At 66.1% G+C, this 23,314-nt stretch carries 21 protein-coding genes; 12 read left to right on the top strand and 9 right to left on the bottom strand.

The window, feature by feature from the left end; genetic code table 11:
• Positions 1 to 27 precede the first annotated feature (27 nt).
• The 4 genes from mlaE to HBF24_RS03750 form a co-directional block, all read right to left on the bottom strand.
• Complete coding sequence (gene mlaE / locus HBF24_RS03770) at positions 28 to 801, bottom strand: lipid asymmetry maintenance ABC transporter permease subunit MlaE (protein WP_167169211.1); 774 nt, start codon at positions 799 to 801, stop codon at positions 28 to 30.
• Entirely contained in the window at positions 798 to 1,643 is an 846-nt protein-coding gene (locus HBF24_RS03765; RefSeq protein WP_167169208.1) for an ABC transporter ATP-binding protein, read from the bottom strand. The genes mlaE and HBF24_RS03765 overlap by 4 nt, the downstream gene beginning before the upstream one ends.
• A 720-nt stretch (positions 1,644 to 2,363) precedes the next feature.
• Positions 2,364 to 2,999, bottom strand: a complete 636-nt coding sequence (gene gmk / locus HBF24_RS03755) for a guanylate kinase (RefSeq protein WP_167169206.1) — start codon at positions 2,997 to 2,999, stop codon at positions 2,364 to 2,366.
• The gene (locus HBF24_RS03750) at positions 2,996 to 3,856 is read right to left on the bottom strand and encodes a YicC/YloC family endoribonuclease (protein WP_167169204.1); all 861 of its coding nucleotides are present in this window, start codon (positions 3,854 to 3,856) and stop codon (positions 2,996 to 2,998) included. The genes gmk and HBF24_RS03750 overlap by 4 nt, the downstream gene beginning before the upstream one ends.
• Positions 3,857 to 4,013: 157 nt before the next feature.
• On the opposite strand from HBF24_RS03750, the gene rph reads away from it, so the two are divergent.
• The 3 genes from rph to rdgB are packed head-to-tail and all read left to right on the top strand — an operon-like array spanning position 4,014 to position 5,765.
• Positions 4,014 to 4,757: a ribonuclease PH gene (rph, locus tag HBF24_RS03745; protein ID WP_167169201.1), complete on the top strand. Its 744-nt coding sequence runs from the start codon at positions 4,014 to 4,016 to the stop codon at positions 4,755 to 4,757.
• A gap of 4 nt (positions 4,758 to 4,761) precedes the next feature.
• The gene (locus HBF24_RS03740) at positions 4,762 to 5,160 is read left to right on the top strand and encodes a VOC family protein (protein ID WP_240922177.1); all 399 of its coding nucleotides are present in this window, start codon (positions 4,762 to 4,764) and stop codon (positions 5,158 to 5,160) included.
• Positions 5,157 to 5,765 (top strand): RdgB/HAM1 family non-canonical purine NTP pyrophosphatase, encoded by a 609-nt coding sequence (gene rdgB, locus HBF24_RS03735; RefSeq protein WP_167169198.1) that lies wholly within the window; start codon positions 5,157 to 5,159, stop codon positions 5,763 to 5,765. The genes HBF24_RS03740 and rdgB overlap by 4 nt, the downstream gene beginning before the upstream one ends.
• Here rdgB and HBF24_RS03730 read toward each other — a convergent pair.
• On the bottom strand, positions 5,753 to 6,517 hold the full coding sequence (locus HBF24_RS03730; RefSeq protein ID WP_167169195.1) for an MBL fold metallo-hydrolase: 765 nt from the start codon (positions 6,515 to 6,517) through the stop codon (positions 5,753 to 5,755). The genes rdgB and HBF24_RS03730 overlap by 13 nt on opposite strands.
• A 101-nt stretch (positions 6,518 to 6,618) precedes the next feature.
• On the opposite strand from HBF24_RS03730, the gene hemW reads away from it, so the two are divergent.
• The 4 genes from hemW to pepQ all read left to right on the top strand — a co-directional run bounded on the left by hemW (position 6,619) and on the right by pepQ (position 11,920).
• Positions 6,619 to 7,779 (top strand): radical SAM family heme chaperone HemW, encoded by a 1,161-nt coding sequence (hemW, locus tag HBF24_RS03725; protein WP_167169192.1) that lies wholly within the window; start codon positions 6,619 to 6,621, stop codon positions 7,777 to 7,779.
• Between the two features lie 72 nt (positions 7,780 to 7,851).
• Positions 7,852 to 10,143: a DUF1631 family protein gene (locus tag HBF24_RS03720; protein WP_167169190.1), complete on the top strand. Its 2,292-nt coding sequence runs from the start codon at positions 7,852 to 7,854 to the stop codon at positions 10,141 to 10,143.
• Entirely contained in the window at positions 10,140 to 10,484 is a 345-nt protein-coding gene (locus tag HBF24_RS03715) for a PilZ domain-containing protein (RefSeq protein WP_167169187.1), read from the top strand. Before HBF24_RS03720 ends, HBF24_RS03715 begins: the two co-directional genes overlap by 4 nt.
• Before the next feature lie 110 nt (positions 10,485 to 10,594).
• A complete protein-coding gene (pepQ, locus tag HBF24_RS03710) occupies positions 10,595 to 11,920 on the top strand; it encodes a Xaa-Pro dipeptidase (protein WP_167169184.1) in 1,326 nt (441 codons plus the stop codon).
• Positions 11,921 to 11,990: 70 nt separating this feature from the next.
• Here pepQ and cydB (HBF24_RS03705) read toward each other — a convergent pair whose 3' ends face one another.
• Together cydB (HBF24_RS03705) and HBF24_RS03700 are read right to left on the bottom strand one after the other, a co-directional pair.
• Positions 11,991 to 13,004 carry a cytochrome d ubiquinol oxidase subunit II gene (gene cydB, locus HBF24_RS03705; protein WP_167170016.1) on the bottom strand — a complete coding sequence of 338 codons (1,014 nt, stop codon included), beginning with the start codon at positions 13,002 to 13,004 and terminating at the stop codon, positions 11,991 to 11,993.
• 2 nt (positions 13,005 to 13,006) lie between these two features.
• Positions 13,007 to 14,389 (bottom strand): cytochrome ubiquinol oxidase subunit I, encoded by a 1,383-nt coding sequence (locus HBF24_RS03700; RefSeq protein WP_167170013.1) that lies wholly within the window; start codon positions 14,387 to 14,389, stop codon positions 13,007 to 13,009.
• Between the two features lie 421 nt (positions 14,390 to 14,810).
• Between HBF24_RS03700 and HBF24_RS03695 the strand changes: the two genes are divergently transcribed.
• From HBF24_RS03695 to cydC, 5 genes are all read left to right on the top strand, one after another.
• Complete coding sequence (locus HBF24_RS03695; protein ID WP_167169181.1) at positions 14,811 to 16,388, top strand: cytochrome ubiquinol oxidase subunit I; 1,578 nt, start codon at positions 14,811 to 14,813, stop codon at positions 16,386 to 16,388.
• Between the two features lie 3 nt (positions 16,389 to 16,391).
• Entirely contained in the window at positions 16,392 to 17,525 is a 1,134-nt protein-coding gene (gene cydB / locus HBF24_RS03690; RefSeq protein WP_167169178.1) for a cytochrome d ubiquinol oxidase subunit II, read from the top strand.
• A 16-nt stretch (positions 17,526 to 17,541) separates the two neighbouring features.
• The gene (locus HBF24_RS03685) at positions 17,542 to 17,757 is read left to right on the top strand and encodes a hypothetical protein (RefSeq protein WP_167169175.1); all 216 of its coding nucleotides are present in this window, start codon (positions 17,542 to 17,544) and stop codon (positions 17,755 to 17,757) included.
• Between the two features lie 88 nt (positions 17,758 to 17,845).
• On the top strand, positions 17,846 to 19,603 hold the full coding sequence (cydD, locus tag HBF24_RS03680) for a thiol reductant ABC exporter subunit CydD (RefSeq protein WP_167169172.1): 1,758 nt from the start codon (positions 17,846 to 17,848) through the stop codon (positions 19,601 to 19,603).
• A complete protein-coding gene (gene cydC, locus HBF24_RS03675) occupies positions 19,600 to 21,321 on the top strand; it encodes a thiol reductant ABC exporter subunit CydC (protein WP_167169169.1) in 1,722 nt (573 codons plus the stop codon). The genes cydD and cydC overlap by 4 nt, the downstream gene beginning before the upstream one ends.
• Before the next feature lie 10 nt (positions 21,322 to 21,331).
• Here the strand turns inward: cydC and HBF24_RS03670 are convergent, their stop codons facing one another.
• Positions 21,332 to 22,642: an aminopeptidase P N-terminal domain-containing protein gene (locus HBF24_RS03670; protein WP_167169166.1), complete on the bottom strand. Its 1,311-nt coding sequence runs from the start codon at positions 22,640 to 22,642 to the stop codon at positions 21,332 to 21,334.
• Positions 22,643 to 22,705: 63 nt separating this feature from the next.
• Entirely contained in the window at positions 22,706 to 23,251 is a 546-nt protein-coding gene (locus HBF24_RS03665; RefSeq protein WP_167169164.1) for a UPF0149 family protein, read from the bottom strand.
• Positions 23,252 to 23,314 lie beyond the last annotated feature (63 nt).

Raw genomic sequence — 23,314 nt, 5'->3', positions numbered from 1 at the left:
GGGAAAAAAGCATGCAGCCGGCCGCCATCACATCAGGAAGGCGGTCAGCACGAAATCGATCGCCAGAATGGCGATGGAGGAGGCGACCACGGTGCGGGTGGTGGCATAGGCCACGCCCTCGCTAGTCGGTGGTGTGGTGTAGCCCTGGTGCACGGCGATCAGCGAGACCACGCCGCCGAACGCCAGGCCCTTCCAGAGCATGCCGTCAATGACATCCTTCCAGACATCCACATTGGCGGTCATGTTCGACCAGAAGGTGCCGTTGTCGATGCCCAGCCAGGTCACGCCCACCAGATGCCCGCCAAGAATGGCCAGCAGGCTGAACACCGAGCACAGCAGCGGCATAGCGATGATACCGGCCAGAAAGCGCGGCGTGGCGACGTAGGCCATAGGGTCCACCGCCATCATTTCCATGGCCGAAAGCTGGTCGGTGGCGCGCATCAGACCAATCTCGGCGGTGATCGAGGTACCCGCGCGGCCGGCAAACAGCAATGCCGTGACCACCGGGCCCAGCTCGCGGAACACCGCCAGCGCCACCACCGTGCCGGTGGACGAGGTACCGCCGAAAATCGACAACACGTGATACAGCTGCAAGGCCAGCACCATGCCCACGAACAAGCCGCAGGTCATGATGATGGTCAGGCTCATGGCACCGACGAACCACAGCTGGCGCACGGTTTCGCGGAAATAGCGGAAGCTGCGCGGCAGTGCGGCCAGCAGCGCCGGCAGAAACAGGCCGGCGTCGCCGATCTGCGCCAGACCGTCGGCCAGGAAATTGCGGCGGGGCGCCTGTGCGCTCATGAAGCGTCTCCTGCAAGACCCAGCTCGGTGGCGTAGTCACCGGCCGGGTAATGGAACGGCACCGGACCGTCGGCCTGGCCACCAAAAAACTGGCCGGTCCAGGGCGAGCCGTCCTGCGCAATGTCCGCGGGCTTGCCGTCGGCCACCACCTTGCCGTTGGCGATCAGGTAGATGTGGTCGGCCACTTGCTGCACGGCGGAAAGCTCGTGGGCCACCAGCACACTGGTGATGCCCAGCGTTTCGTTCAAGGTACGGATCAGCTTCAGCACCTGATTGAGCGCAATCGGGTCCAGGCCCACGAACGGCTCATCGTAAAGAATCAGCTTGGGATCAAACACGATGGCACGCGCCAGCGCCACGCGGCGGGCCATGCCGCCGGACAGCTCGCTGGGCATGAGCTTGGCCGCCCCGCGCAGACCCACTGCCTGCAGCTTGGTCAGCACGATGTCGCGGATCAGCACTTCCGGCAGCCGGGTGTGCTGGCGCAGTGGGAAGGCGACATTCTCGAACACGTCGAAATCGGTCAGCAGCGCCGAATTCTGGAACAGGAAGCCGATCCCCTCGCGCAGGCGAAACAGCTTTTCGCGTGAAAGCTTGGGCACGTTCTGCCCATCCACCAGAACCTGGCCCGCATCACCACGCATTTGTCCGGTGATGTGCTTGAGCAGGGTGGTCTTGCCGGTGCCGCTGGGGCCCATGATGGCGGTCACCTTGCCGCGCGGGATATCCAGATCCAGCGCATCGAAGATGGTCTTGCCGTTCAGCACCGTGGTCAGGCCACGGATCTGTACCGCGGCGGCGGCCTCGTCGGCGGCCTGGCGAAGATCGGAATGATCGGTCATAGCGGGCTAAGGTATCCGAGCTTGGCGTGGACGGCTAGAGCCGTGGACGCGACGCAGTGTTCGGCTGCGGGCGACGATTTGCGCCGCTCTGGTGAATTTCATCGCAGGGCGTTGGCGAACGAACAACGTCCTGACCCACCGCGATATGCGCATGGCCACTGCTGTGGTCACCCTCGGTTTCCACGATTATGTCGTCGAAAGTACCCAGCTTCATGCCCGGCTTCGTCCACGCATCGAAGTGATGACCAGAGGTGATGGTGCCAATGGGCCTGCCCTCAGGCGACGTCCAGTCGCCATGATCCTCGACGAGGTCGTACCCGACCAGCGGATGCCGGGTCCAGCCGGAGATCGCCAGGTAGCCGGTGCCGAGCCGGCGAAGGCGCCGGAAAAATGGATGGCGCGGCGGCCACCGTGCTTACGGCCCATGCCGGCGATGTAGTTGCGTATATTGTGCCGGCACGTGTGACTGCGCTCAGAGGGCCCAAGCGTCATCGCGCCACCCTGGTTCCGGAACGTGCAGAAACAACCGTGATCGGTGCCGGCCTGATGGCGGCTGGGGGCGTGCGCCACCGCGCCAGCCTCCGTCGCGCTGACCGACATGGGCGGCACCGCCACTGACTTGCCCATGCTCATTGCACGCGTCCTTGGGCTTACCATTTTGTAACCATGCGTCATCACAGCGGCGCCGGCTTCCCACATTCGCCGGCTGACACGCCGTGTTTATCCGTGCCCGGCGTCGAGCAATTCGTCGATCAAGACCTGGTGGCGGTCACCGGCGCTGCCACGGCCTTCACGCACGGCGTGCACAATGCTCTGCAGCTCATCGAGCGCCTGCTCGAAATCGTCGTTGACCAGGATGTGGTCGAACTCGTGCGCGTGGGCAATCTCCTCGCGCGAATTGCGCAGGCGGCGCTCGATCACGTCCGGTGCATCCGAACCGCGGCCGCGCAGGCGACGCTCCAGCTCGGCGCGCGAGGGCGGCAGGATGAACACGCTCACGCATTCGGCCTTGGCACGAATCTGCTGCGCGCCCTGCCAGTCGATTTCCAGCAGCACATCGCGCCCGGCCGACAGCAGTTCCTGCACCATGGTGCGCGAGGTGCCGTACAGATTGCCGTGCACTTCGGCGTGCTCCAGGAAGATGCCCTCGGCAATCTCGCGCTCGAAATCGGCGCGTTCGACAAAGTAGTAGTGGCGGCCGTAGCTTTCGCCCGGGCGCGGCGGACGCGTGGTGTGCGAGATCGACAGCGAGATGTCCGGCTCACGCTCGAGCAGCGCGTTGACCAGCGTGGACTTGCCGGCACCGGACGGCGCAGCAACGATGAACAGGGTGCCGTGGCGGTGTGCGTGGCTCATTCGATGTTCTGCACCTGCTCGCGCATCTGCTCGATGAGCACCTTCAGCTCAACCGCGGCGTTGGTGGTGCGCGTGTCCACCGACTTGGAGCCCAGGGTGTTGGCCTCGCGGTTGAACTCCTGCATCAAAAAGTCCAGACGGCGCCCGACCGGCTCGTCCAGCGCCAGAATGCGACGTGCCTCGCTGATATGCGCGCCGAGGCGATCGAGCTCCTCGTCCACATCCATGCGCGACAGCTGCATCACCAGTTCCTGCTCGATACGGCCAGGCTCGACCGGCGCCTTGATGTCGGCCAGACGCCCTTCCAGCTTGGCACGCAGTGCCTCGCGGATGGTCGGCAGCCACTCGCGCACCTGCGCGACGATGGCCTCGATGCCATCCAGGCGTTCGCCGATGATCGCCGCCAGCTTGCTGCCCTCGCGGCCACGGCTGTCGGCCAGCGCCGTCAATGCCTCCTCCAGCACGTCGACCAGCGCCGCTTCCAGCGCATCGGCGTCCACCGAGGGCTGACGCATCACGCCGGGGAATCGCAGCAGCTCGGTCAGGCTGACGTCCAGCTTCGGGAAACGCTTGTTGAGCTGCGCGGCCAGACCTGCCAGACGCGTGAGCTGGGCTTCGTCCACTTCCAGTGCATCGGCGCGATCCTCGCTGCGCACGCGCACGGTGATGTCGACCTTGCCGCGTGACAGGCGTGCGGCCACGCGCTCGCGCAGGGTCGATTCAAAGCGGCGCAGCTCGTCGGGCAAGCGCGGGCTCTGCTCCAGATAGCGATGGTTGACCGTGCGCAACTCGCACACCAGCGTTCCGAGCGGGCCGGACGCTTCCGCCGAGGCATAGGCGGTCATGCTGCGGATCATGCGCACTCCAAGCGATAAAAAAGAGGCTAATGGTAAACTGCCGGCCCCGCCGATCCCAAGCATCGGCCCCGTGACGGCCGCACCGGCTGCGCCAGAACCACGGCGCAGGGCTGGTTGCGCCGCACTGAATCCACGCCAGCATGCAAAGAGGTATCTGATGACTTCGTTCTCGCGCCCCAGCGGCCGCGCCGCCGACCAACTGCGCCCGATCAGCATCGAACGCGGCTACACCCGCCACGCCGAGGGCTCGGTGCTGGTCAGCTTCGGCGACACTCGCGTGCTGTGCACGGCCAGCATCGAAGAGCGCGTGCCGGCCTGGCTGCGCGGCAAGGGCGAAGGCTGGGTCACCGCCGAATACGGCATGCTGCCGCGCGCCACCAACAGCCGCATGCAGCGTGAAGCGGCGCGCGGCGGTCAGGGCGGCCGCACCATGGAAATCCAGCGTCTGATCGGCCGCAGCCTGCGCGCCTGCGTGGACCGCGCGGCGCTGGGCGAGCGCGTGATCACGCTCGATTGCGACGTGATCCAGGCCGACGGCGGCACCCGTACGGCGGCCATCACCGGCGCCTACGTGGCCTTGGTCGATGCCGTCGAGGTGCTGATGAAACGCCATCATTTGAAGCGCAGCCCGATCTTCGGCGCCGTGGCAGCGGTCTCGGTGGGCGTATACCAGGGCGTGCCGGTGCTGGACCTGGACTACGCCGAGGATTCCAACTGCGACACCGACATGAACGTGGTCATGAACGATGGCGGCGGCTTCATCGAGCTGCAAGGCACGGCCGAAGGTCATGCGTTCCGCCGCGACGAGCTGGACGGCCTGCTGGGCCTGGCCGAGAAGGGCGTCGCCGAGCTGGTGCAGTTGCAGCGCCAGGCACTTAACACGCCTCACCCGGGGCATTAAAGCCATGGCGGGCATGCGACGCCTGGCGCTCAGCACACTGCTGGTGCGTGACTACGACGAGGCCATCGCTTTCTTCACCGGCGCGCTGGGCTTTACGCTGGAAGCCGATACCGATCTTGGCGCCGGCAAACGCTGGGTGGTGGTGACACCTGCCGCAGCGCCGGGCGGCGGCCTGCTGCTGGCACGCGCCGACGGCGAACAACAACAGGCCGCGGTCGGACGCCAGGCCGGTGGACGGGTGGTGTTCTTCCTGCACACCGACGACTTTGCCCGCGATCATGCACACATGCGCGAGGCCGGCGTGCATTTTCGCGAGGCGCCACGTCACGAGGCCTACGGCACCGTGGCGGTGTTCGAGGATCTGTACGGCAACCCATGGGATCTGCTGGAGGTAGCGGCATGAAACTGGTTCTGGCCAGCGGCAATCGCGGCAAGCTCGACGAACTTTCCGACCTGCTTTCCGATACCGGTCTTGAGCTGACAGTGCAGGCCGACCTTGGCGTCGACGATGCCGAGGAAACCGGCCTGACCTTCGTCGAAAACGCACTGATCAAGGCCCGCCACGCGGCGCGTGCCACCGGTCGACCGGCTCTGGCCGACGACTCGGGCCTGTGCGTGGCGGCGTTGGACAACGAACCGGGCTTGTACTCGGCCCGCTACGCTGGCCGTCATGGCGATGCCGAAGCCAACCGCCTGCGCCTGCTGGAAGAGATGCAGGGCGTGCCGGCCGGGCGCCGCCAGGCGTTTTTCATCTGCACCCTGGTGCTGCTGCGTCATGCCCACGACCCGGCACCGCTGATTGCCGAAGGTCGCTGGCACGGCAGCATTCTGGAGGCCGAGCGCGGCGACGGCGGCTTCGGCTACGACCCGCTGTTTTTGCCCGATGGCCACGAGGAAAGCGCGGCCGAAATGTCGCCCGCGCGCAAGAATCGCCTCAGCCATCGTGCCCGCGCCCTGGCCTGCCTGCGTGGCGACATCGACGCCTGGCTGCGAGATCACACCGCGTAGTCGGACGGCCCCATCAGGTCGATGCCGCATTCAAGCTGCTCGACCCAGTCGATGAAGCGCTTGACCATGGCCGGCCCGATGAACGGCCGGCCGTGCTGCGGCACGATGGTGTCGATATCCAGCTGCCTGGCCATGCGTGCCCACAAGCGGCAGATCCGGTTCGAACCCATGTAGCGCTGGTGAAAACCCAGCATGCCGGGAATGTGCGCATCAAAATCGGTGACCGGGGCAAAATCATCACCCTGCATCGAGGCGCCCAGGTCGCCGCTGAAAAGAATCTTCGAGACCGGATCGTAGAACTGGAAATTGCCCACGCTGTGCAGAAAGTGCGCCGGCACCGCACGGATCACGCTGTCGCCCAGAGGCAGATCCATGCCCTTGTCGGGGATCAGGCAATAGCGATCATGTCCGGCATTGGACTGATAATGCGGCACGCTGTGCGGCACGAAGCGCCCCCACAACCGCGAGCAGCACACCGTGGCTGGCGTATACAGCAGCCAGCGATCGACGGCACCAATGATGTCCGGGTCCTGATGCGAGGCCAGGATGTAGGTCAGCTCGGTCAGCTTCACGTACGGCGCCATGGCCATCGACAGTGGCGTGTACAGCAGCGCCCCGCCCGGATCGAGCAGCGCGCTCTTGCCCTGATGCACCACCAGACACTGGTTGGCCTGCACGCCATCGTCGCCACGCACCAGATTGGAGAACACCACCACCTTGTGCTCATCGCTGCTGAACAGCTCGTGCGCCATGGCCTGGAAACCTTAAGTCCTTTAGCAAGGTCACCATGCTCGCCCAGCGTCGCGCGCGCCATCTTGACCCGGGTCAAGCCCGCACCCGGTAGAATGAATCCATGACCCGGCTAGTTCCGCCCCCGCTCTCGCTGTACGTGCATATCCCCTGGTGCGTGCGCAAATGCCCTTACTGCGACTTCAATTCGCACGCCACACGCGGCGGCGAGTCGCATATCGACTACACACGCACGCTGCTGGCCGATCTGGATGGCGACATGGCCGACTTTGCCGATGCCATTGCCGGGCGTGCACTGACCAGTATCTTCTTCGGTGGCGGCACGCCCAGCCTGTTCGCGCCGGCGCTGATCGGACGCATCCTGGATGGCGTAGCGGCACGACTGCCGTTGGCCAGCGACGTCGAAATCACGCTGGAGACCAATCCGGGCACGGTCGAGCACGGCCGTTTCGCTGACTACCTTGTCGCGGGCGTCAACCGGCTCTCGTTCGGCGTGCAGAGCTTCGACGATGCCAAGTTGCGCCGTCTGGGGCGCATCCACTCGGCCGCGGAAGCCGAGTCGGCCATCCAACTGGCGCGCCGGGCCGGCTTTGACAACTTCAACATCGACCTGATGTACGCGCTGCCCGAACAGGACCTGGTCGGCGCACTGGCCGATGTCGAACGCGCGCTGGCGCTGGAGCCGGCGCACATCTCGCATTACCAGCTGACGCTGGAGCCGAACACACTGTTTGCCGCCAAGCCGCCACCGCTGCCCGACGATGACGATGCCTGGAGCATGCAGGAGGCCTGCCAGGCACGCCTGGCCGAGGCGGGCTTTGCCCAGTACGAAGTGTCGGCCTATGCCCGCGATGGCCGGCGCAGTCGGCACAACCTCAACTACTGGACCTTTGGCGACTATCTGGCCATCGGCGCCGGCGCACACGGCAAGATCACCGCCGCCGACGGCATCCGCCGACGCTGGAAAACCCGCCACCCGCGCGCCTACCAAGAGGCCGCCGACCACGCCGCGCGCATCGGCGGCGATCAGCCGGTACCCGAATCCGAACGCGGCTTTGAATACATGCTCAATGCGCTGCGCCTGATCGAGGGCACGCCGCTGGCCGATTTCAGCCCGCGAACCGGCCTGCACCTCTCGGCTATCGAGGCACCACGCCGCGAGGCCATCGATCGTGGCTGGCTGCTGGACGATGCCCATAGGTTGCGCACGACCGACGAGGGCCAACGCCTGCTCAACGACGTCACCGCACTGTTCCTGAACTAATGCTCTGCGGCATAGATGCGCGGTCGCCCCAAGCAGGCTTACAATGCCGGGAGGGAAGGGGAGACAGATCGGATGAATCGCGACACGGAGCGTTCGCCGACGGCATCGGCCGGCACGCCACTAGCCCCACGCGCGCGCCATATGCTCGGCGAGCTACGCACGCTGTGCCTGAACCATATCGAGCCGCATATTCCTGCGCTGCTCGATGAACTTTGCGAGCAGCTTTTCAGGCGCGCCGATCAGTCTTTCAACAATGCCGATCAGCAACAGGTGCTGCACAGCCTGCGCATGGTCAAGCATGCCCGCTCCCACATCGCCCAGCGTTTTGCCGCGGCGCTGGATGAGCAGGTGGAGAACCCCGGCCATCACGATCTTGCCCCGGCCATCGATCACCCGACCCGTGGTGGCCTTTCGCTGGTCGACCCGGAACAGTTCGAGGAGCATGTGCTGCTCGATGAAATTGCCGCGCGCATCAATGCACGCGCCAGCATGCCATTGTTCGAACTGGGCTATCGCTGCGCCGCGTTGATGGCCTGCTCGCCGCTGGACCCGGAAGAGCTGCCTTTGGGCCCCAAGGCGCTACTCGGCGCCTGGCACGAGGCCACCGACGTGCTCGATCTGCCGTCGGCGCATCGCATCATGATGCACCGGGTTTTCGAGCAGCAGCTTATCGACCGCTTCGCACCGCTGTACGAACAGGCCAACGTGGTGTTGCTGCGCCAGCGCGTGCTGCCCAACCTGCGTGCCGCCCTGTCACGCCGCCCTGGCTCCGCCGATACGCGACCCCAGTTGCAGGAGCAGCACGCGGCGACATCCGAAAACGCACCACGCCCATCGGCGGGAACACGACAGAACCATCAATGGCTGGACGAACTGAGCGGCCTGCTGCAGCAGCGCCGTTCCCAGCAGGGCAAGCGGCCACCGGCCGCTGCCGGAGCGGTCGCCAGTGATCAGCAGGTACAGCAGGCACTGGACGCCTTGCAGCATTTGCACTGGTCTACGCCGCGAACCGACGGCGAACCGGCCGAACGCACCCTGGAACATATTCGCCAGGACCTGTCCGCGCAGCTGCGCCAGTCTGGCGATGGCCGCACCCCGACACGGCTCAGCCGCAGCCAGAATGACACCATCGAACTGATGTCGATGCTGTTCGGCCAGCTAGCCGGCGAGCTTGGCTCCAGCCCCGGCGCACGCCAATTGCTGGGCCCCGTGCAGGTGCCAATGCTGCGCGCCGCACTGGCCGATCCCAACTTCTTCGTGCAATCGGAACACCCAGGTCGACGCCTGCTGGAAACGCTGGTCGACGCCGGCACACGCTGGCTGGGCGGCGATGATGAGGATCCGGCCCTGTCCCGCCAGTTGCGCGCGCTGACCCGGCGCGTCGCCCACGAATACGATGGCCGCAGCGAGCGTTTTGACGAAGCACGGCGTGAAATCGAGGCGCAGACACGTGCGCTCAGCCGGCGTGCCGAAGTGGCCGAGCGTCGCCACATCGAGGCTGCCCAGGGACGCGAGCGCCTTCAACTGGCACGTCAGCGCGCACGCGAGCTGATCGGGGAACGTCTCGGTCGGGGTCAGGCCAACGGCCTGCTGCGCATCATGCTCAATCACACATGGACCGATGTGCTTTCGCTCACCCTGCTGCGTGCGGGCGAACACAGCGAGGCATTTCAGCGCCGCTTGCAGGTAACCGACCAGCTGTTGCGCCTGGCCGAGACACCCGACGCCGATGCACGCCGTGAGCTGCGTACCGAGATAGCCTCCGGCCTGGGGCAAGTCGGTATCCAGGGGCAGGATGCCTGGCAAATCGCCAACAAGGTTACCCGGCAACTGGATCTGCCCGGGGAACCAAAGCCGGCTGCGCCCGATACCCATGCAGGGTCGGAACTGCCGGGCCCGAGCAACCCTACCGGCGAGACACCAGTACCCGCGCCGATACCCAGCGACAGCGAACTGGCCGCGCGTCTCAAACGTCGCCCCGGCAGTGGCGCGGCAGCGGCCGAGGCCATCCGCCGACAGCCCCCGCTGACCCCCAGAACGCTGGCGGCGCTGGATGCCTTGACCGCCCTGCCCTTCGGCAGCTGGCTGTTATGCCTGCAACCGGACAACAGTATGCAGCGGCGCAAACTGGCCTGGCACTCTCCGGAGACTGGCCAGTGTCTGATCGTCAATCGCCGCGGCGTACGCTGTGACGGGCGTAATCTGCGTGAACTGGCACGCGACATGGTCAACGACCTGGTGAAGCTGCCCGATCACAGCGTCGGCTCGCTGGTCGAGCGGGCATGGCAAGCGACGGTACGCGGCCTGCGCCACTGGTCGGCCCCCATGGAGGCCACGGCCGAAAACGAGGAACACGAGGCATGAGCGAGGAAAAACGCCGTGCCCCACGCAAGCGCGCCGACGGCCCGCTGCCCGCCTATGACAGCATTGCTGGCGAAGCCATCGGCCAGGTCGGCAATCTCTCACGCACCGGGCTGATGCTGATCAGCCGCCGCCAGCCAAGCAGCGAGGGAATTTACCAACTGCGCCTGGAGCTGCGCCAGCCGGACGGCAGCCGCCGCCCGATCGACGTTGGTGTGCAAGAGCAATGGCACGAACCGGCCGAGGCGCCCGACCAGTACTGGGCCGGCTTTCGCATCATCGCCATCGACGATGCCGACGGAGCGGCACTGGATGCTTGGCTACAACCGGTGAACATGGCCTGAAAAAGCGGGTGCATGTCCCATGAAATCCCCGCCACGGGGCGGGCACAGGCCTTGGCGCAGCGCCCGCAGGCAGGCACCATGAGGGTTTGTCATACCTTGGGACGCATGCCATGAACGACGAACTTGCCACCCTCTATCCGCAGCATTTGCAGGCGCTTCGCCAGCGTACCGACGCGGCGCTGGATGCCGCCGGGCTGGAGGCACTGGTGGTGCCGGCCGGCCAGCCGGCGCTGAAGTTCCTGGACGACATGCACTACCCGTTTGCCGTGCACCCGCACTTCAAGCACTGGCTGCCGCTGATCGATGCCCCCGGCAGCTGGCTGGTCTATGCGCCGGGCAAGAAGCCCAAGCTGGTGTTCCTGCAGCCGCGCGACTACTGGCATGTAGTGCCCGAGGCGCCGTCCGGCTACTGGGTCGACCAGTTCGACATTGTCACCATCCGCGAGGCCGACGAGGCGCGCGCGCACCTGCCCAAGGACCCTGCGCGCTGCGCGGTCATCGGCGAGGCCCACGACGCGGTCGGCGACATGGTGCCGAACAACCCCAAGGCGGTGCTGGACTACCTGCACTATCACCGCGTCTACAAGACCCCGTACGAGCTGGTGCTGATGCGTCAGGCCAACCGCATTGGTGCGCGGGCGCATCGCGCCGCCGAAACCGCCTTCCGTGTCGGCGAAAGCGAACTGGGCATACATATGGCCTACCTGCAGGCGGCAGGGCAGATCGACGCCGAACTGCCGTACAACTCCATCGTTGGCCTCAACGAACACGGCGCGGTACTGCACTACATGCATTTTGACCGCACGCCGCCGGCCGAAAGCCTGACCTTCCTGATCGACGCCGGCGCCAGCTGCTCAGGCTACGCCAGCGACATCACGCGCAGCTACGCCACCGAGGCGGCCGCCGAATTCCAGCCGCTGATCGATGGCGTCAACCGTCTGCAGCGCGAACTGTGCGACATGGTGCGTCCGGGTCAGGATTACCGCGAACTGCACGTCAAGGCCCATCACATGATCGGCCAGCTGCTGGCCGAGCACGACTTCATCTCGATGAGCGCCGAGGCGGCGGTAGAACAGGGCGTGACGCGCACCTTCTTCCCGCACGGCCTGGGCCACAGCATTGGCCTGCAGGTGCACGATGTCGGCGGTTTCATGGCCAGCGCCAAGGGCGACACCGTGCCGCAGCCCAAGGAACACCCGTTCCTGCGTCAGACCCGTGGCCTGGAGGCGGGCATGGTCTGCACCATCGAGCCGGGCCTGTACTTCATCGACATGCTGCTGGGTGAGCTGAAAGAAACCCCGGCTGCCAAGCAGGTGAACTGGGACAAGGTGGCGCGCTTTGGCAAGTACGGCGGCATCCGCATCGAGGACGATGTGGTGTGCACCGATGGCGACCCGGAAAACCTGACCCGCGACGCCTTCGCCGCGCTGGGCTGATCGCCGATGCAAGGCGGCGAGGCGTCTTGGCGCGCCTCGCCGCCTTGCCGCCTTGCGATCACAGCAAGGCTCAGTGATAGCTGTCCTCGGCCTGCACCTTGCCGCGGAAAATCCGGTACGAGAACACCGTGTAGACCAGCACCACCGGAATCATGATCGCCGCCCCGACCAGGGTGAAGCCCTGCGAGCTGGGCGGCGCCGCGGCATCCCAGATGCTCAAGTCCGGCGGCACGATATTCGGCCACAGGCCCAGCGCCAGGCCGATAAAACCCAGCACGAACAGCGCCATCGCCAGCACGAACGGCGCCACCTCGCGCTTGCGCACAATGGCCCGCCACAACGCCATTGCCACCACCGCGGTGACCACCGGCACAGGTGACAGGTACAACAAATTGGGCCAGTCGAACCAGCGGTGCATCAGGTGCGTCTGCAGGAACGGCAGCCAGGCGCTGACCAGCAGCATGAACACGATCACCCCCACTGCCAGCGGCCGGGTCAGATCAAAGGCAATCGCCTGCAGCCGCCCTTCGGTTTTCAATACCAGCCAGGTAGCCCCCAGCAACGCGTAACCACACACCACCGCCACCCCGGTCAGCAGGCAGAACGGGCGATACCAGTCCAGCACGCCACCGGCCGGGCCGCCGCCATGCGTCAGCGGCAAGCCGTTGACCAGCGCGCCCAGAATCACGCCTTGAGAGAACGCGGCCAGAATCGAGCCGGCGGCAAAGGCCACATCCCAGATGTGGCGCGTGGCATGCGCCTTGAAGCGGAACTCGAAGGCCACACCGCGAAACACCAGCGCCACCAGCATCATCAGCACCGGCAGGTAGAGCGTGGACAAAATCACGCCATAGGCCTTGGGAAAGCAGGCATAGAGACCGGCCGCACCCAGCACCAACCAGGTTTCGTTGCCGTCCCAGATCGGCGTGGCGGTGGACATCATCAGGCTGCGCTGGTGCTCATCGTCGACGAACGGCGACAGCGCCCCGATGCCCAGCACGAAGCCATCCAGCAACACGTACATCATCACGCCAAAGCCGATGATGGCGAACCAGATCACCGGCAACACGGTGGAAACGTCCAGATTCATGGCAGATCCTCCGCATCCGGCGCCGCCGACAGCGGACGAGCAGGCGTATGCGCGCCATCGTGTGGCCGTGGCGGCGCGGCCACCGGCCCGCGACGCACCAGCTTCAGCAGATAGTGCAGGCCAAAGCCGAAGATCACCATGTACACCAATACGAAGACGGTCAGCGAAATGGCCACGCTGGCCAGCGGCACGCCGCTGAAGGCCTGATCGGTGCGCATGAAACCGTAGATAACCCACGGCTGGCGGCCGATCTCACGCGTGTACCAGCCGGCCAAGAGGGCGATGAAGCCGGCCGGCGACAGCCACAGCCACAGGCGCAGATACCAGCGCCGGTCGAACAGGTGCCCGCGCCACCAGCGCCACGCGCCGAACCAGGCCAGCGCCAGCATGGCAAAGCCCAGCGCCACCATCACCCGGAAGGCAAAGAACGTTGGCGCCACCGGCGGCCGATCCTGAGGCGGGAAGCTTTTCAGCCCCGGCACTTGGCCATCCCACTGATGGGTCAGGATCAAACTACCCACCCGCGGAATCTCGATGGCCGCGTGGTTGGTTTCGTTTTCGGGGTCGGGCCAGGCAAACAACGTCCACGGCACCCCGCGGCCGGTGGTCCAGTTGGCCTCGATCGCGGCCAGCTTGGCCGGCTGCGTATGCAGAATCTGCTGGCCGGCGGCATCACCGACGAAGATCTGCAACGGAATGGCCAGCGCAACGAACCCCACCGCCGCTTTCAGCATCAAGCGCGAGCGTTCGGGAAAGCGGCCGCGCAGCAGATACCAGGCCGACACACCGCCGACCACCATGCTGGTGGTCAACAATGCCGCCAGCACCATGTGCGCATAGCTCAGCGGCAGGGCCGGATTGAAGATCACCTTCCACCAGTCGGTGGGCACATAGACGCCGTGGCGGATGGCAAAACCGGTGGGTGTCTGCATCCAGCTGTTGGCCGACATGATCCAGAACGCCGAGATCAACGTGCCCAACGAGACCATGCAGGTGGCAATGAAGTGCAGACGGTGGCTGACCCGCTTCCAGCCAAACAGCATCACGCCCAGGAAGGTGGCCTCCAGGAAGAACGCGGTCAGCACCTCGTAATTGAGCAGTGGTCCCAGCACGCTGCCGGCCGCTTCGCTAAGCTTTGACCAGTTGGTGCCGAACTGGAAACTCATGACGATGCCGGTGACCACGCCAATGCCGAACGAGACGGCGAAAATCTTCAGCCAGAAGAAATAAAGGTCACGCCAAACATCCGTGCGCTTGCGCAGCCACATGGCCTCGATGAAGACCAGCCAGGCGGCCAGACCGATGGAAAATGCGGGGAAAAGAATGTGGAAGGAGACCACGAACCCGAACTGGATTCGCGACAGAAGCTCGGCATCCAGCATGATGCGCACCTAATGGGCAGAAAGCGCCGCCAACTATACGGACGGCGCTTGAACCTGCGGTCAAGACTGCGACAGGCCGCCCTGCGGCAGGGCGTCGCAGCGCAGCATCGCCCGGTCGCGCTTGATCGTCGTCAAGTCACTCACTTTCATCCCGCGAAACAATGCACACCGTTGCCGACGCGCGCGTGCAAGCGGCGTGTCGCCCCGCTGTCTTTTCGACCGAGAGTGAAGCCTATGCCCGTTCAACAGCCCGGCCGGTCGCCATCGCCCGGTACCGCGGCACGCATCCAGGCACGGATGCGAACGTGGTCCGGATGTGCCGTCGCGGCCCATCGCATTGACCGTCGCCCACCCCTGACGCAGCGCAGCAGCCCTGCCGGTTGGCGTTTTTCTGACCAGACTTCAAGGACCTGCCGTCATGCATGATCCAAGTGTTGTCGATCTCTCGCGTCTGCAGTTCGCGCTGACGGCGCTGTATCACTACCTGTTTGTGCCGCTCACGCTGGGCATGTCGTTCATGCTGGCGGCAATGGAGACGGTCTACGTCGTCACCCGCAAGTCCATCTACAAGCAGATGGCGCAGTTCTGGGGCAAGCTGTTCCTGATCAACTTCGCCCTGGGCGTGGCCACCGGCCTGACCATGGAGTTCGAGTTCGGCACCAACTGGTCGTTCTACTCCAGCTTCGTCGGTGACATCTTCGGCGCGCCGCTGGCCATCGAGGGCCTGATGGCCTTCTTCCTGGAGTCGACCATGGTCGGCCTGATGGTGTTCGGCTGGCACAAGCTCAAGGCCGGCCAGCATCTGGCGGTGACCTATCTGGTGGCGCTGGGCTCGAACCTGTCGGCGCTGTGGATCCTGGTCGCCAATGCCTTCATGCAGGATCCGGCCGGCGCGCACTTCAATCCGGCGACCATGCGCATGGAACTGGCCAGCCTGCCGCAGCTGATCTTCAACCACGATGCACAGGCCAAGTTCGTGCACACCTCGATTGCCGGCTATGTGACCGCGGCGATCTTCGTGGCCGGCGTCAGCGCCTTCTACCTGATCCGCCATCGTCACACCGAACTGGCGCGCCGCTCGTTCCGCATGGCGGCCCTGTTCGGCGTGCTGGCCACGGCCGGCGTGATCACCCTGGGCGACGCGCTGGGCTTCATCGGCGCGCAGGCACAGCCGACCAAGCTGGCGGCGATGGAAGGCCTGTGGAAGACCGAAAAGGCACCGATGCCGTTCAACCTGATCGCCTTCCCCTCGCAGAAGGACGAGACCAACCACGGCCAGATCCAGGTGCCCTACGTGCTCTCGCTGCTGGTCACCCACTCCACCGACGGCACCGTGCCCGGCGTGGACGTGCTGAAGAAGAATGCCGCCGCGCGCATCGAGAACGGCATTCCGGCGGTCGAGGCCCTGCAGAAGCTGTCGGCCGACCCCGGCAACAGCCAGGCCATGGCGCAGTTCAAGGCGCACGAGGATGACCTGGGCTACGGCTTCCTGGTGCAGCGCTACGCGCCGGATGTCAGTCAGGCCACGCCGGCGCAGATCCAGAAGGCGGCCAAGGATTCCATTCCCGAAGTGGCGCCAGTGTTCTGGTCGTTCCGCATCATGGTCGCGCTGGGACTTGCCATGCTGGCCTTCTTCGTGATGGCGGTGATCTACACCATGCGCAACAACGTGCAGCACAAGCGCTGGTTCCTGAAGATCGCGGTGTGGATGATTCCGGTGCCGTTCCTGGCCAACGAGGCCGGCTGGGTGGTGGCCGAGCTGGGCCGCCAGCCGTGGACGGTGTACGGCATGTTGCCGACGTGGATGTCCGCGTCCACGCATAGCCTGGGCTACATGATCTTCTCGATCATCGGCTTCGTGGCCTTGTATACCGCCTTCATCATCGTCGAGATGTACCTGATGGTGCGCGCCATCAAGCAGGGACCGACGCCCATCGACTCGCAACCGACGCTGGGTGGCAACGACAACCCGGCGCTGGCCCACGCGGAGGCCTGATCCATGGATATGTACGCGATTCTTCAAGTGACCTGGTGGCTGCTACTCGGCGTGCTGCTGATCGGTCTGGCCACCATGGTGGGCATGGACATGGGCGTGGGCACGATCCTGCGCTATGTCGGACGCTCCGACATCGAACGCCGTGTCGCGCTCAACATCATTGGCCCGCACTGGGACGGCAACCAGGTGTGGTTCATCCTTGGCGGTGGTGCGGTGTTCGCCGCTTTCCCGCTGATCTACGCCACCGCCTTCTCGGGCTTCTACGTGGTCATGCTGCTGCTTCTATGGAGCATGATCATGCGCCCGCTGGGCTTTGAGTACCGCAGCAAGATCGACAACCCGCGCTGGCGCAACGTGTGGGACTGGGCGCTGTTCATCAGCGGCTTCGTACCGATGATCGTGTTCGGTGCCGCCATCGGCAACCTGTTCCGCGGCGTGCCGTTCCAGTTCAACTGGAACCTCACCTCCACCTATACCGGTTCGTTCCTGGGCCTGCTGAATCCGTTCGCCATTCTCTGCGGCGTGCTCAGCCTGTGCCTGTCGGTGTATATGGGTTCGGTGATGCTGATGAACCGCAGCGAGGGCGACATCCACGCCCGTTCACGCGGCCTGGCCCGTCTGGCCTCGCTGCTGAGCATCGTGCTGTTCGCCATCGGCGGCATCTGGGTGCACGCGATGAAGGGCTTCGTGCGCACCGGCGGCCCGCTGGCCGGCACCGCGCAGACACCGCTGCAGCAAAGCGTGCAGCTGGCCGATGGCGCCTGGCTGTCCAACTTCAACGCCCACCCGGTGTTGTGGCTGGTGCCGGCTATCGGCTTTGCCGCGCTGATCTGTGGCCATCTGGCCGCGGCCGGCAACCGCTCGCACCTGGCCTGGTGGCTGGGCGCGCTCAGCTGGCTGGGCGTGATCGGTACCGCCGGTGTGGCGCTGTTCCCGTTCCTGCTGCCGTCGGTAAGCCATCCGGCGCAAAGCCTGACGGTGTGGAATGCCAGCTCCAGCCAACTGACGCTGACCTGGATGCTGGGCTTTGCCCTGGTCTTCGTGCCGCTGGTGGTTTGGTACACCAGCTGGGCGTTCTACGTGATGCGCGGCAAAGTCAGCGCCGAGCACGTGGCGTCTGACGAGCACGCGTACTGATAGCGAGGAAACAACCATGAAAACCTTCCTCTACTTCCTGCTCTTCATGTTCCTGGCGGTGATTGTGATCGCCATGGCGGTGATCCTGGGTGACACCGGCGCCTGGTACTTCGCCTGGCTGATCGGCACCACCATGATCGTGCTCATCGCCGCGGCCGGCGGCATGCTGCTGGACGCGCAGGACGATCACGCCGCCGAGGAAGCGGCCGAACGCGAAGCCACCGCCTCCTGAGGTGGCAACGCCCGGCGGGGCCGGCTGCGGCCGGTCCCGCCTCTTGTTAGAACCCGTATCTCTCCCCTTCTTTACCGCGCCGTCTGCCATGTCCGCTTCCCGCCCCCGTTCTGCCGCCGACACATGGCTGCGCGCCCAGCGCGCGCCGGTCAAACGCCTGCTCTCACGCGGCCTTATGCTGGGTGCGGCACAGGCCCTGGCGATGTGCGGGGCGGCCTGGATGGTGGCGCATGTGCTTTCCAGCGCCATCTTCAGGCATGCCGGGCTGGGCAGCCTGTGGCCGTATCTGGTCGCGCTGCTGGTGCTCGCCGGCATGCGCCTGGTACTGACCCTGGCGCAACGCCGCCTGACCTTCGAGGCCGGCGCCCAGGTCAGTGCCAACGTGCGCGAGCGCGCCGAGCACGAACTGGCCCGTCGCGGCCCGCTGTGGGCCAAGCGCCAGTCCAGCGGCGAGCTGATCACCCGCGTGGTCGATGGCGTCGAGGCACTGGTGCCCTACTACGCACGCTATCTGCCGCAGGTGGGCTTTGCCGGCATGGTGCCGGCGATCATCCTTATCTGCGTACTGCCGGCCGATCCGTGGTCGTCGCTGATCCTGTTTCTGACCGCACCGCTGATACCGCTGTTCATGGTGCTGGCCGGCTGGGCCGCGCAATCGGCCAGCGAGCAGCGCTGGCTGCGCCTGAAGCGCCTGGGCGCGCGCTTCATGGACGCGCTCTCGGGCCTGACCACGCTGCGCCTTTGCCGCGCCGCCGCGCGTGAGCAGGCAGCGCTCGAGGCGGCCGGCGAGGCCTATCGCCGCGACACCATGGCGGTGCTGCGGGTGGCGTTTCTTTCCGGGCTGGTGCTGGAGTTCTTCGCCACGGTAAGCATTGCCGTGGTCGCGGTACTGATCGGTTTCCGGCTGATGTGGGGCGACCTGGATTTTCAGAGCGGCCTGTTCGTGCTGCTGCTGGCACCGGAATTCTTCCTGCCACTGCGCTCGATGGGCGCGCAGCGCCATCAACGCATGGATGCCGCCGCCGCGGCCGAGGACCTGGCCAAGCTGCTTGGCGAACAAGCGCCGACCAAGGCCTCGACAACCGTGCTGGCCAGCAGCGCGACGCCTGATCGCGCGTCGGTGGCCGTGGCCTTTGAACGGGTCAGCTTTGCCTACGACGAAGGCGTGCCGGTACTCGACGAGCTGCAGTTGGAAGTCGCCGCCGGCCGCTGCCTGACCCTGGTCGGTGCCAGCGGTTGCGGCAAGAGCACGGCGCTGGCGCTGTTGATGGGCTTTGCCGCGCCGGTAGCCGGTGAGATCCGCATCAACGGCAAGCCGCTGCACGAAATGGATGTCGACAGCTGGCGCCAGCAGGTGGCCTGGGTGCCGCAGCGGGCGCATGTATTTCATGGCAGCCTGCGCGACAACCTGCTGCTGGCCCGTGCCGACGCCGACGAGCAGTCGCTGACCGCGGCAGTGCAGGCGGCCGGGCTGTCGACGGTGATCGCACGCCTGCCGCGCGGCCTGGACACACCGCTGGGCGAACACGGCCGAGGACTGTCCGGCGGTGAAGTGCAGCGTCTGGCATTGGCGCGGGCCTGGCTTCGCGATGCCCCCTTGCTGCTGCTGGACGAGCCGACCCAGCACCTGGACAGCGCCACTGCCGCGCAGATCGACGACGCCCTGCATCGACTGATGCGCGGACGCACGGTCATCCGCGTGGCGCATCGCCTGCATGCGATTGCCGACACCGACATCGTGGCGGTGATGGCGCACGGACGCATTATCGAACGCGGTGCCGCCGGTGTGCTGCGTGCGCGCGGCGGTGCCTTTGCCGATCTCTTAGCCTCGGACCTTGCCGCATGAACCGCCCGATGACCGACCGCGAACTGCTGCTGCGACTGGGCGCGCTGGCGCGCCGCCACTGGCGCTGGCTGGCCGGCGGCACCGCACTGGCCCTGCTCAGCACGCTCTCGGGCATTGGCCTGCTGGCCGTGTCCGGCCACTTCATTGCCGCCATGGCGCTGGTCGGCGCTGGCGGCGCGGCGATCAACTACTACACGCCAGCGGCGCTGATCCGTCTGTTCGCGATCCTGCGCACCGGCGGGCGCTACGTCGAGCGGCTGGTCACCCACGAGGCGACACTGCGCGTGCTGGCCGACCTTCGCAGCTGGCTGTTCGCGCGGCTGGTACCGCTGGCGCCGGCGCGACTGGGTGCGCTGCGCAGTGCCGAGCTGTTCTCGCGCCTGCGCGGTGATGTCGATGCTTTGGAGCACGCTTATCTGGCGCTGCTGGTGCCGATGGCCGTGGCCGCTATCACCACGCTGGTGGTACTGGTGGTGGTGGCGTTGTATCTGCCATCACTGGCGCTGCTGTTGGCGGTCGTGCTGGCCGTGGCCGGCCTGGCGCTGCCGCGCTGGGCGCTGCGTCGCGGCCGCGCACAGGGCCAGGTGCAGGGCGAAGCCCTGGAAACGTTGCGTGCGCTGGCCGCCGATGGCGTGCATGGCCGCGCCGAGCTGGCCTTGTATGGCGCCGAGACCGCGCATGCCGCGCGCCTGGCGCAGGCCACCGCACGCCAGCAGGCCGCGCAACGCCGGCTCGACCGGTTGCAGGCGTTGGGCGGCGCCGGCGTTACCACGCTGGCGCAATGCACCCTGGTCGGCGCACTGGTGCTGGGCCTGCCGGCGCTGGCGCGCGGGGCCATCAGTGGACCGGAGCTGACCATGCTGGTGCTGCTGGCCCAGGCGGTGTTCGAGGCGGTAGCTCCCTTGCCCGATGCCTGGAGTCAGCTGGGCGCCACCCTGGCTTCGGCCCGACGCGTATTCACGCTGGCCGACACCGCGCCGGCCATGGTCGACCCGGCCGAGCCGCAATCGCCTGGCCAGGACTCTCATCTGCGTATCGAGCGCCTGGGTCTGCGTTATGACGAACAGGCGCCGTGGGTACTCGACGGCCTGGACCTGGACCTTCCCGCCGGGCGTCGCGTGGCCATCTTGGGTCGCTCCGGCAGCGGCAAGAGCAGTCTGGTCAATGCGCTGACCCGCCTGTATCCGTACCAGCGCGGCCAGATCAGCCTGGGCGGCGTGCCGCTGGCGCGCTGCACGGGGGATGCGGTGCGCGAACGTTTTGCCGTGGTCGATCAGCAGCCCTACCTGTTCGATGCCAGCCTGCGCGACAACCTGTGCCTGGCGCGTCCAGACGCCAGCGACGCCGAGATCGAACAGGCCATCGAGCAAGCGCAGCTCAAGCCCATGATCGCGCGCCTGCCCCGCGGCCTGGACAGCTGGGTGGGCGAGAACGGCGCGCGCGTGTCCGGTGGCGAAGCCCGACGCATTGCCATCGCCCGCGCGCTGCTGGCCGATGCGCCGATCCTGATCCTGGACGAACCCACCGAAGGTCTGGACGCGCTGACGGCCGCCTCGCTTTACAAGGCGCTGGCGCGCGCCATGGAAGGGCGCAGCGTGATCCTGATCACGCACCGGCTGGGTGGGCTCTCGACGCTGGTCGACCAAGTGCTGCGGCTGGACGAAGGCCGCCTTACGCCGGTCCCGATGCAGGCCACGGCCAGACAGCAACGCGCCTGAGCCAGCGGCGTTAGCCGCTTCCTGCCATCAAGGCCTCAATGCCCGGGATATCGCGTGGCACCGCGTCGGTCAGCACCTCGTGGCCATCGCGGGTGACCACCACATCATCCTCGATACGGATGCCCATGCCGCGCCACTTCGGGTCGATATCGGTCGCATCGGCCGGAATATAGAGACCCGGCTCCACCGTCAGCACCATGTTCGGCTCCAGCAGCCTGGGCTCGTCGGCCACGCGATAGTCGCCCACATCGTGCACGTCCATGCCCAGCCAGTGGCTGGTCTTGTGCGGAAACAAGCGCTCCAGCGCGCCGCTGGCACGTACCTTTTTTGCACTGCCGGGCAACACGCCCAGGCGGCAAAGTCCTTCGGCCAGCGCATCCAGCGCCGCTTCATGGGCATCCAGATAAGCGCGCCCTGGCGCAATGGCCTGCAAGGCCGCCGTGTGCGCCTGCAGCACCACTTCATACAAGGCGCGCTGGGTAGGTGAAAAGCGGCCGTTCACCGGATAGGTGCGGGTGATGTCGGCCGCATAGCAGTCAATTTCGGCACCGGCATCGAGCATCACCATCTCGCCATCGGCCAGGCGCGCATTATTGGCGTGATAGTGCACGATCAAGGCGCGCTCGCCGCCGGCCACATTCGGCGTGAACGCGGCCACCGCGCCACGGCGGCGCACTGCGTGCAGCCACTCGGCCTCGATCTCGAATTCGTGTCGGCCAGGACGGGTCAGGCGCATGGCATCGCGATGGGCCTCGGCGGTCAATGCCGCGGCACGGCGCATCAGGCGCAACTCCGTGCGCGACTTGAACAGCCGCAGGTCGTGCAGCAGGTGGCCCAGATCCTGGAATTCCTTGGGCACAATGCCACCACCGCGCAAGGTGCGCAGGCGCCGCATCCAGCCCATGAGCTGCGCATCGAAACCCGGCTCGCGTCCGAAGTGGCAGAACACGCGCTCACGTCCTTCCAGCATGCCGGGAAGAATGTCGTCAATGTCGGCCACAGGGAATGCATCATCCACACCGAAACGCTCAATCGCCGCCTCGGCGCCGATCACCGGCGCACGCAAGGCATGGGCTTCGGCATCGTTTTCGCGGCAGAACAGCACCACTTCACCGTGACCGCGCCCCGGCAGCAGGGCCAGCACCGCCTCAGGCTCGGGGAAGCCGCACAGATAATGGAAATCCGAATCCTGCCGATACGGCCAGGCCGCATCGGCACTGCGCATGCGCTCGGGCGCCGCAGCGACCAGCACCGCCGCGTCGGCACCGGCCATGCGCATCAGCTGCCGACGGCGCCGGGCAAATTCCGCCGCGCCGATCATGCGTGAACCACGGCCGAAGCGGCTTTGGCGCGCACCCGCGTCATCGGTACAGGCCAGCGCGCATCAATGCACCGTGGTATTGCCCTGAGCCGCCGGACGCGTCATTTCCGCGTGCAGCAGCATGGCTCCCACGCGCACGAACTCGCTGACCTCGGCAAAGGCCTGCTCATCTTCCTCGCTGTCGCCATGATCGAGCTGGGAGCTGGCAATCGTGGCCAGGTCGCGCAGCATTTCCTGGCTGTCCTCGGACAGGCGCTTGGCCTCGACGCCGGCCAGACCAAACCCGCCCAGAAAGCCGCGGCACCACTCGACCAGCGCATCGGCGCGGGCATCCAGCGAGGCCTCGTCACCCGGCAGCAGCGGCTCGAACGCCAACTGCGGGTCGTCCAGCTGCACCATGCAGTCACGATACAAACGCGACAGCAGCGCCGGCGCCTGGGTGTCATCGCTTTCCAGTTTCAGCGCATCGAGCAGGCGCGCGGTTTCGGCGCGGCCACCAGCGCTCAGGAAGCCGGTCATCGAGCCATGCAGCTCGCTGGCCGAGGGCCCCAGCCGTACTTTTTCCAGCGCCTCGCGCAGTTCACCATGGCTGAAAGCCTGTTCGCTCATCGCGTGTATTTCCCGGTATTTCTTGGATATCGGGACCATTCTGGCACCCGTAGGTGGGATTGC

Origin of the sequence: Oleiagrimonas sp. C23AA (assembly GCF_011759385.1) — a bacterium.
GTDB lineage: Bacteria > Pseudomonadota > Gammaproteobacteria > Xanthomonadales > Rhodanobacteraceae > Oleiagrimonas.
The sequence above is the reverse complement of the archived record's forward strand: the minus strand, read 5'-3'. Positions and strand labels throughout refer to the sequence as shown.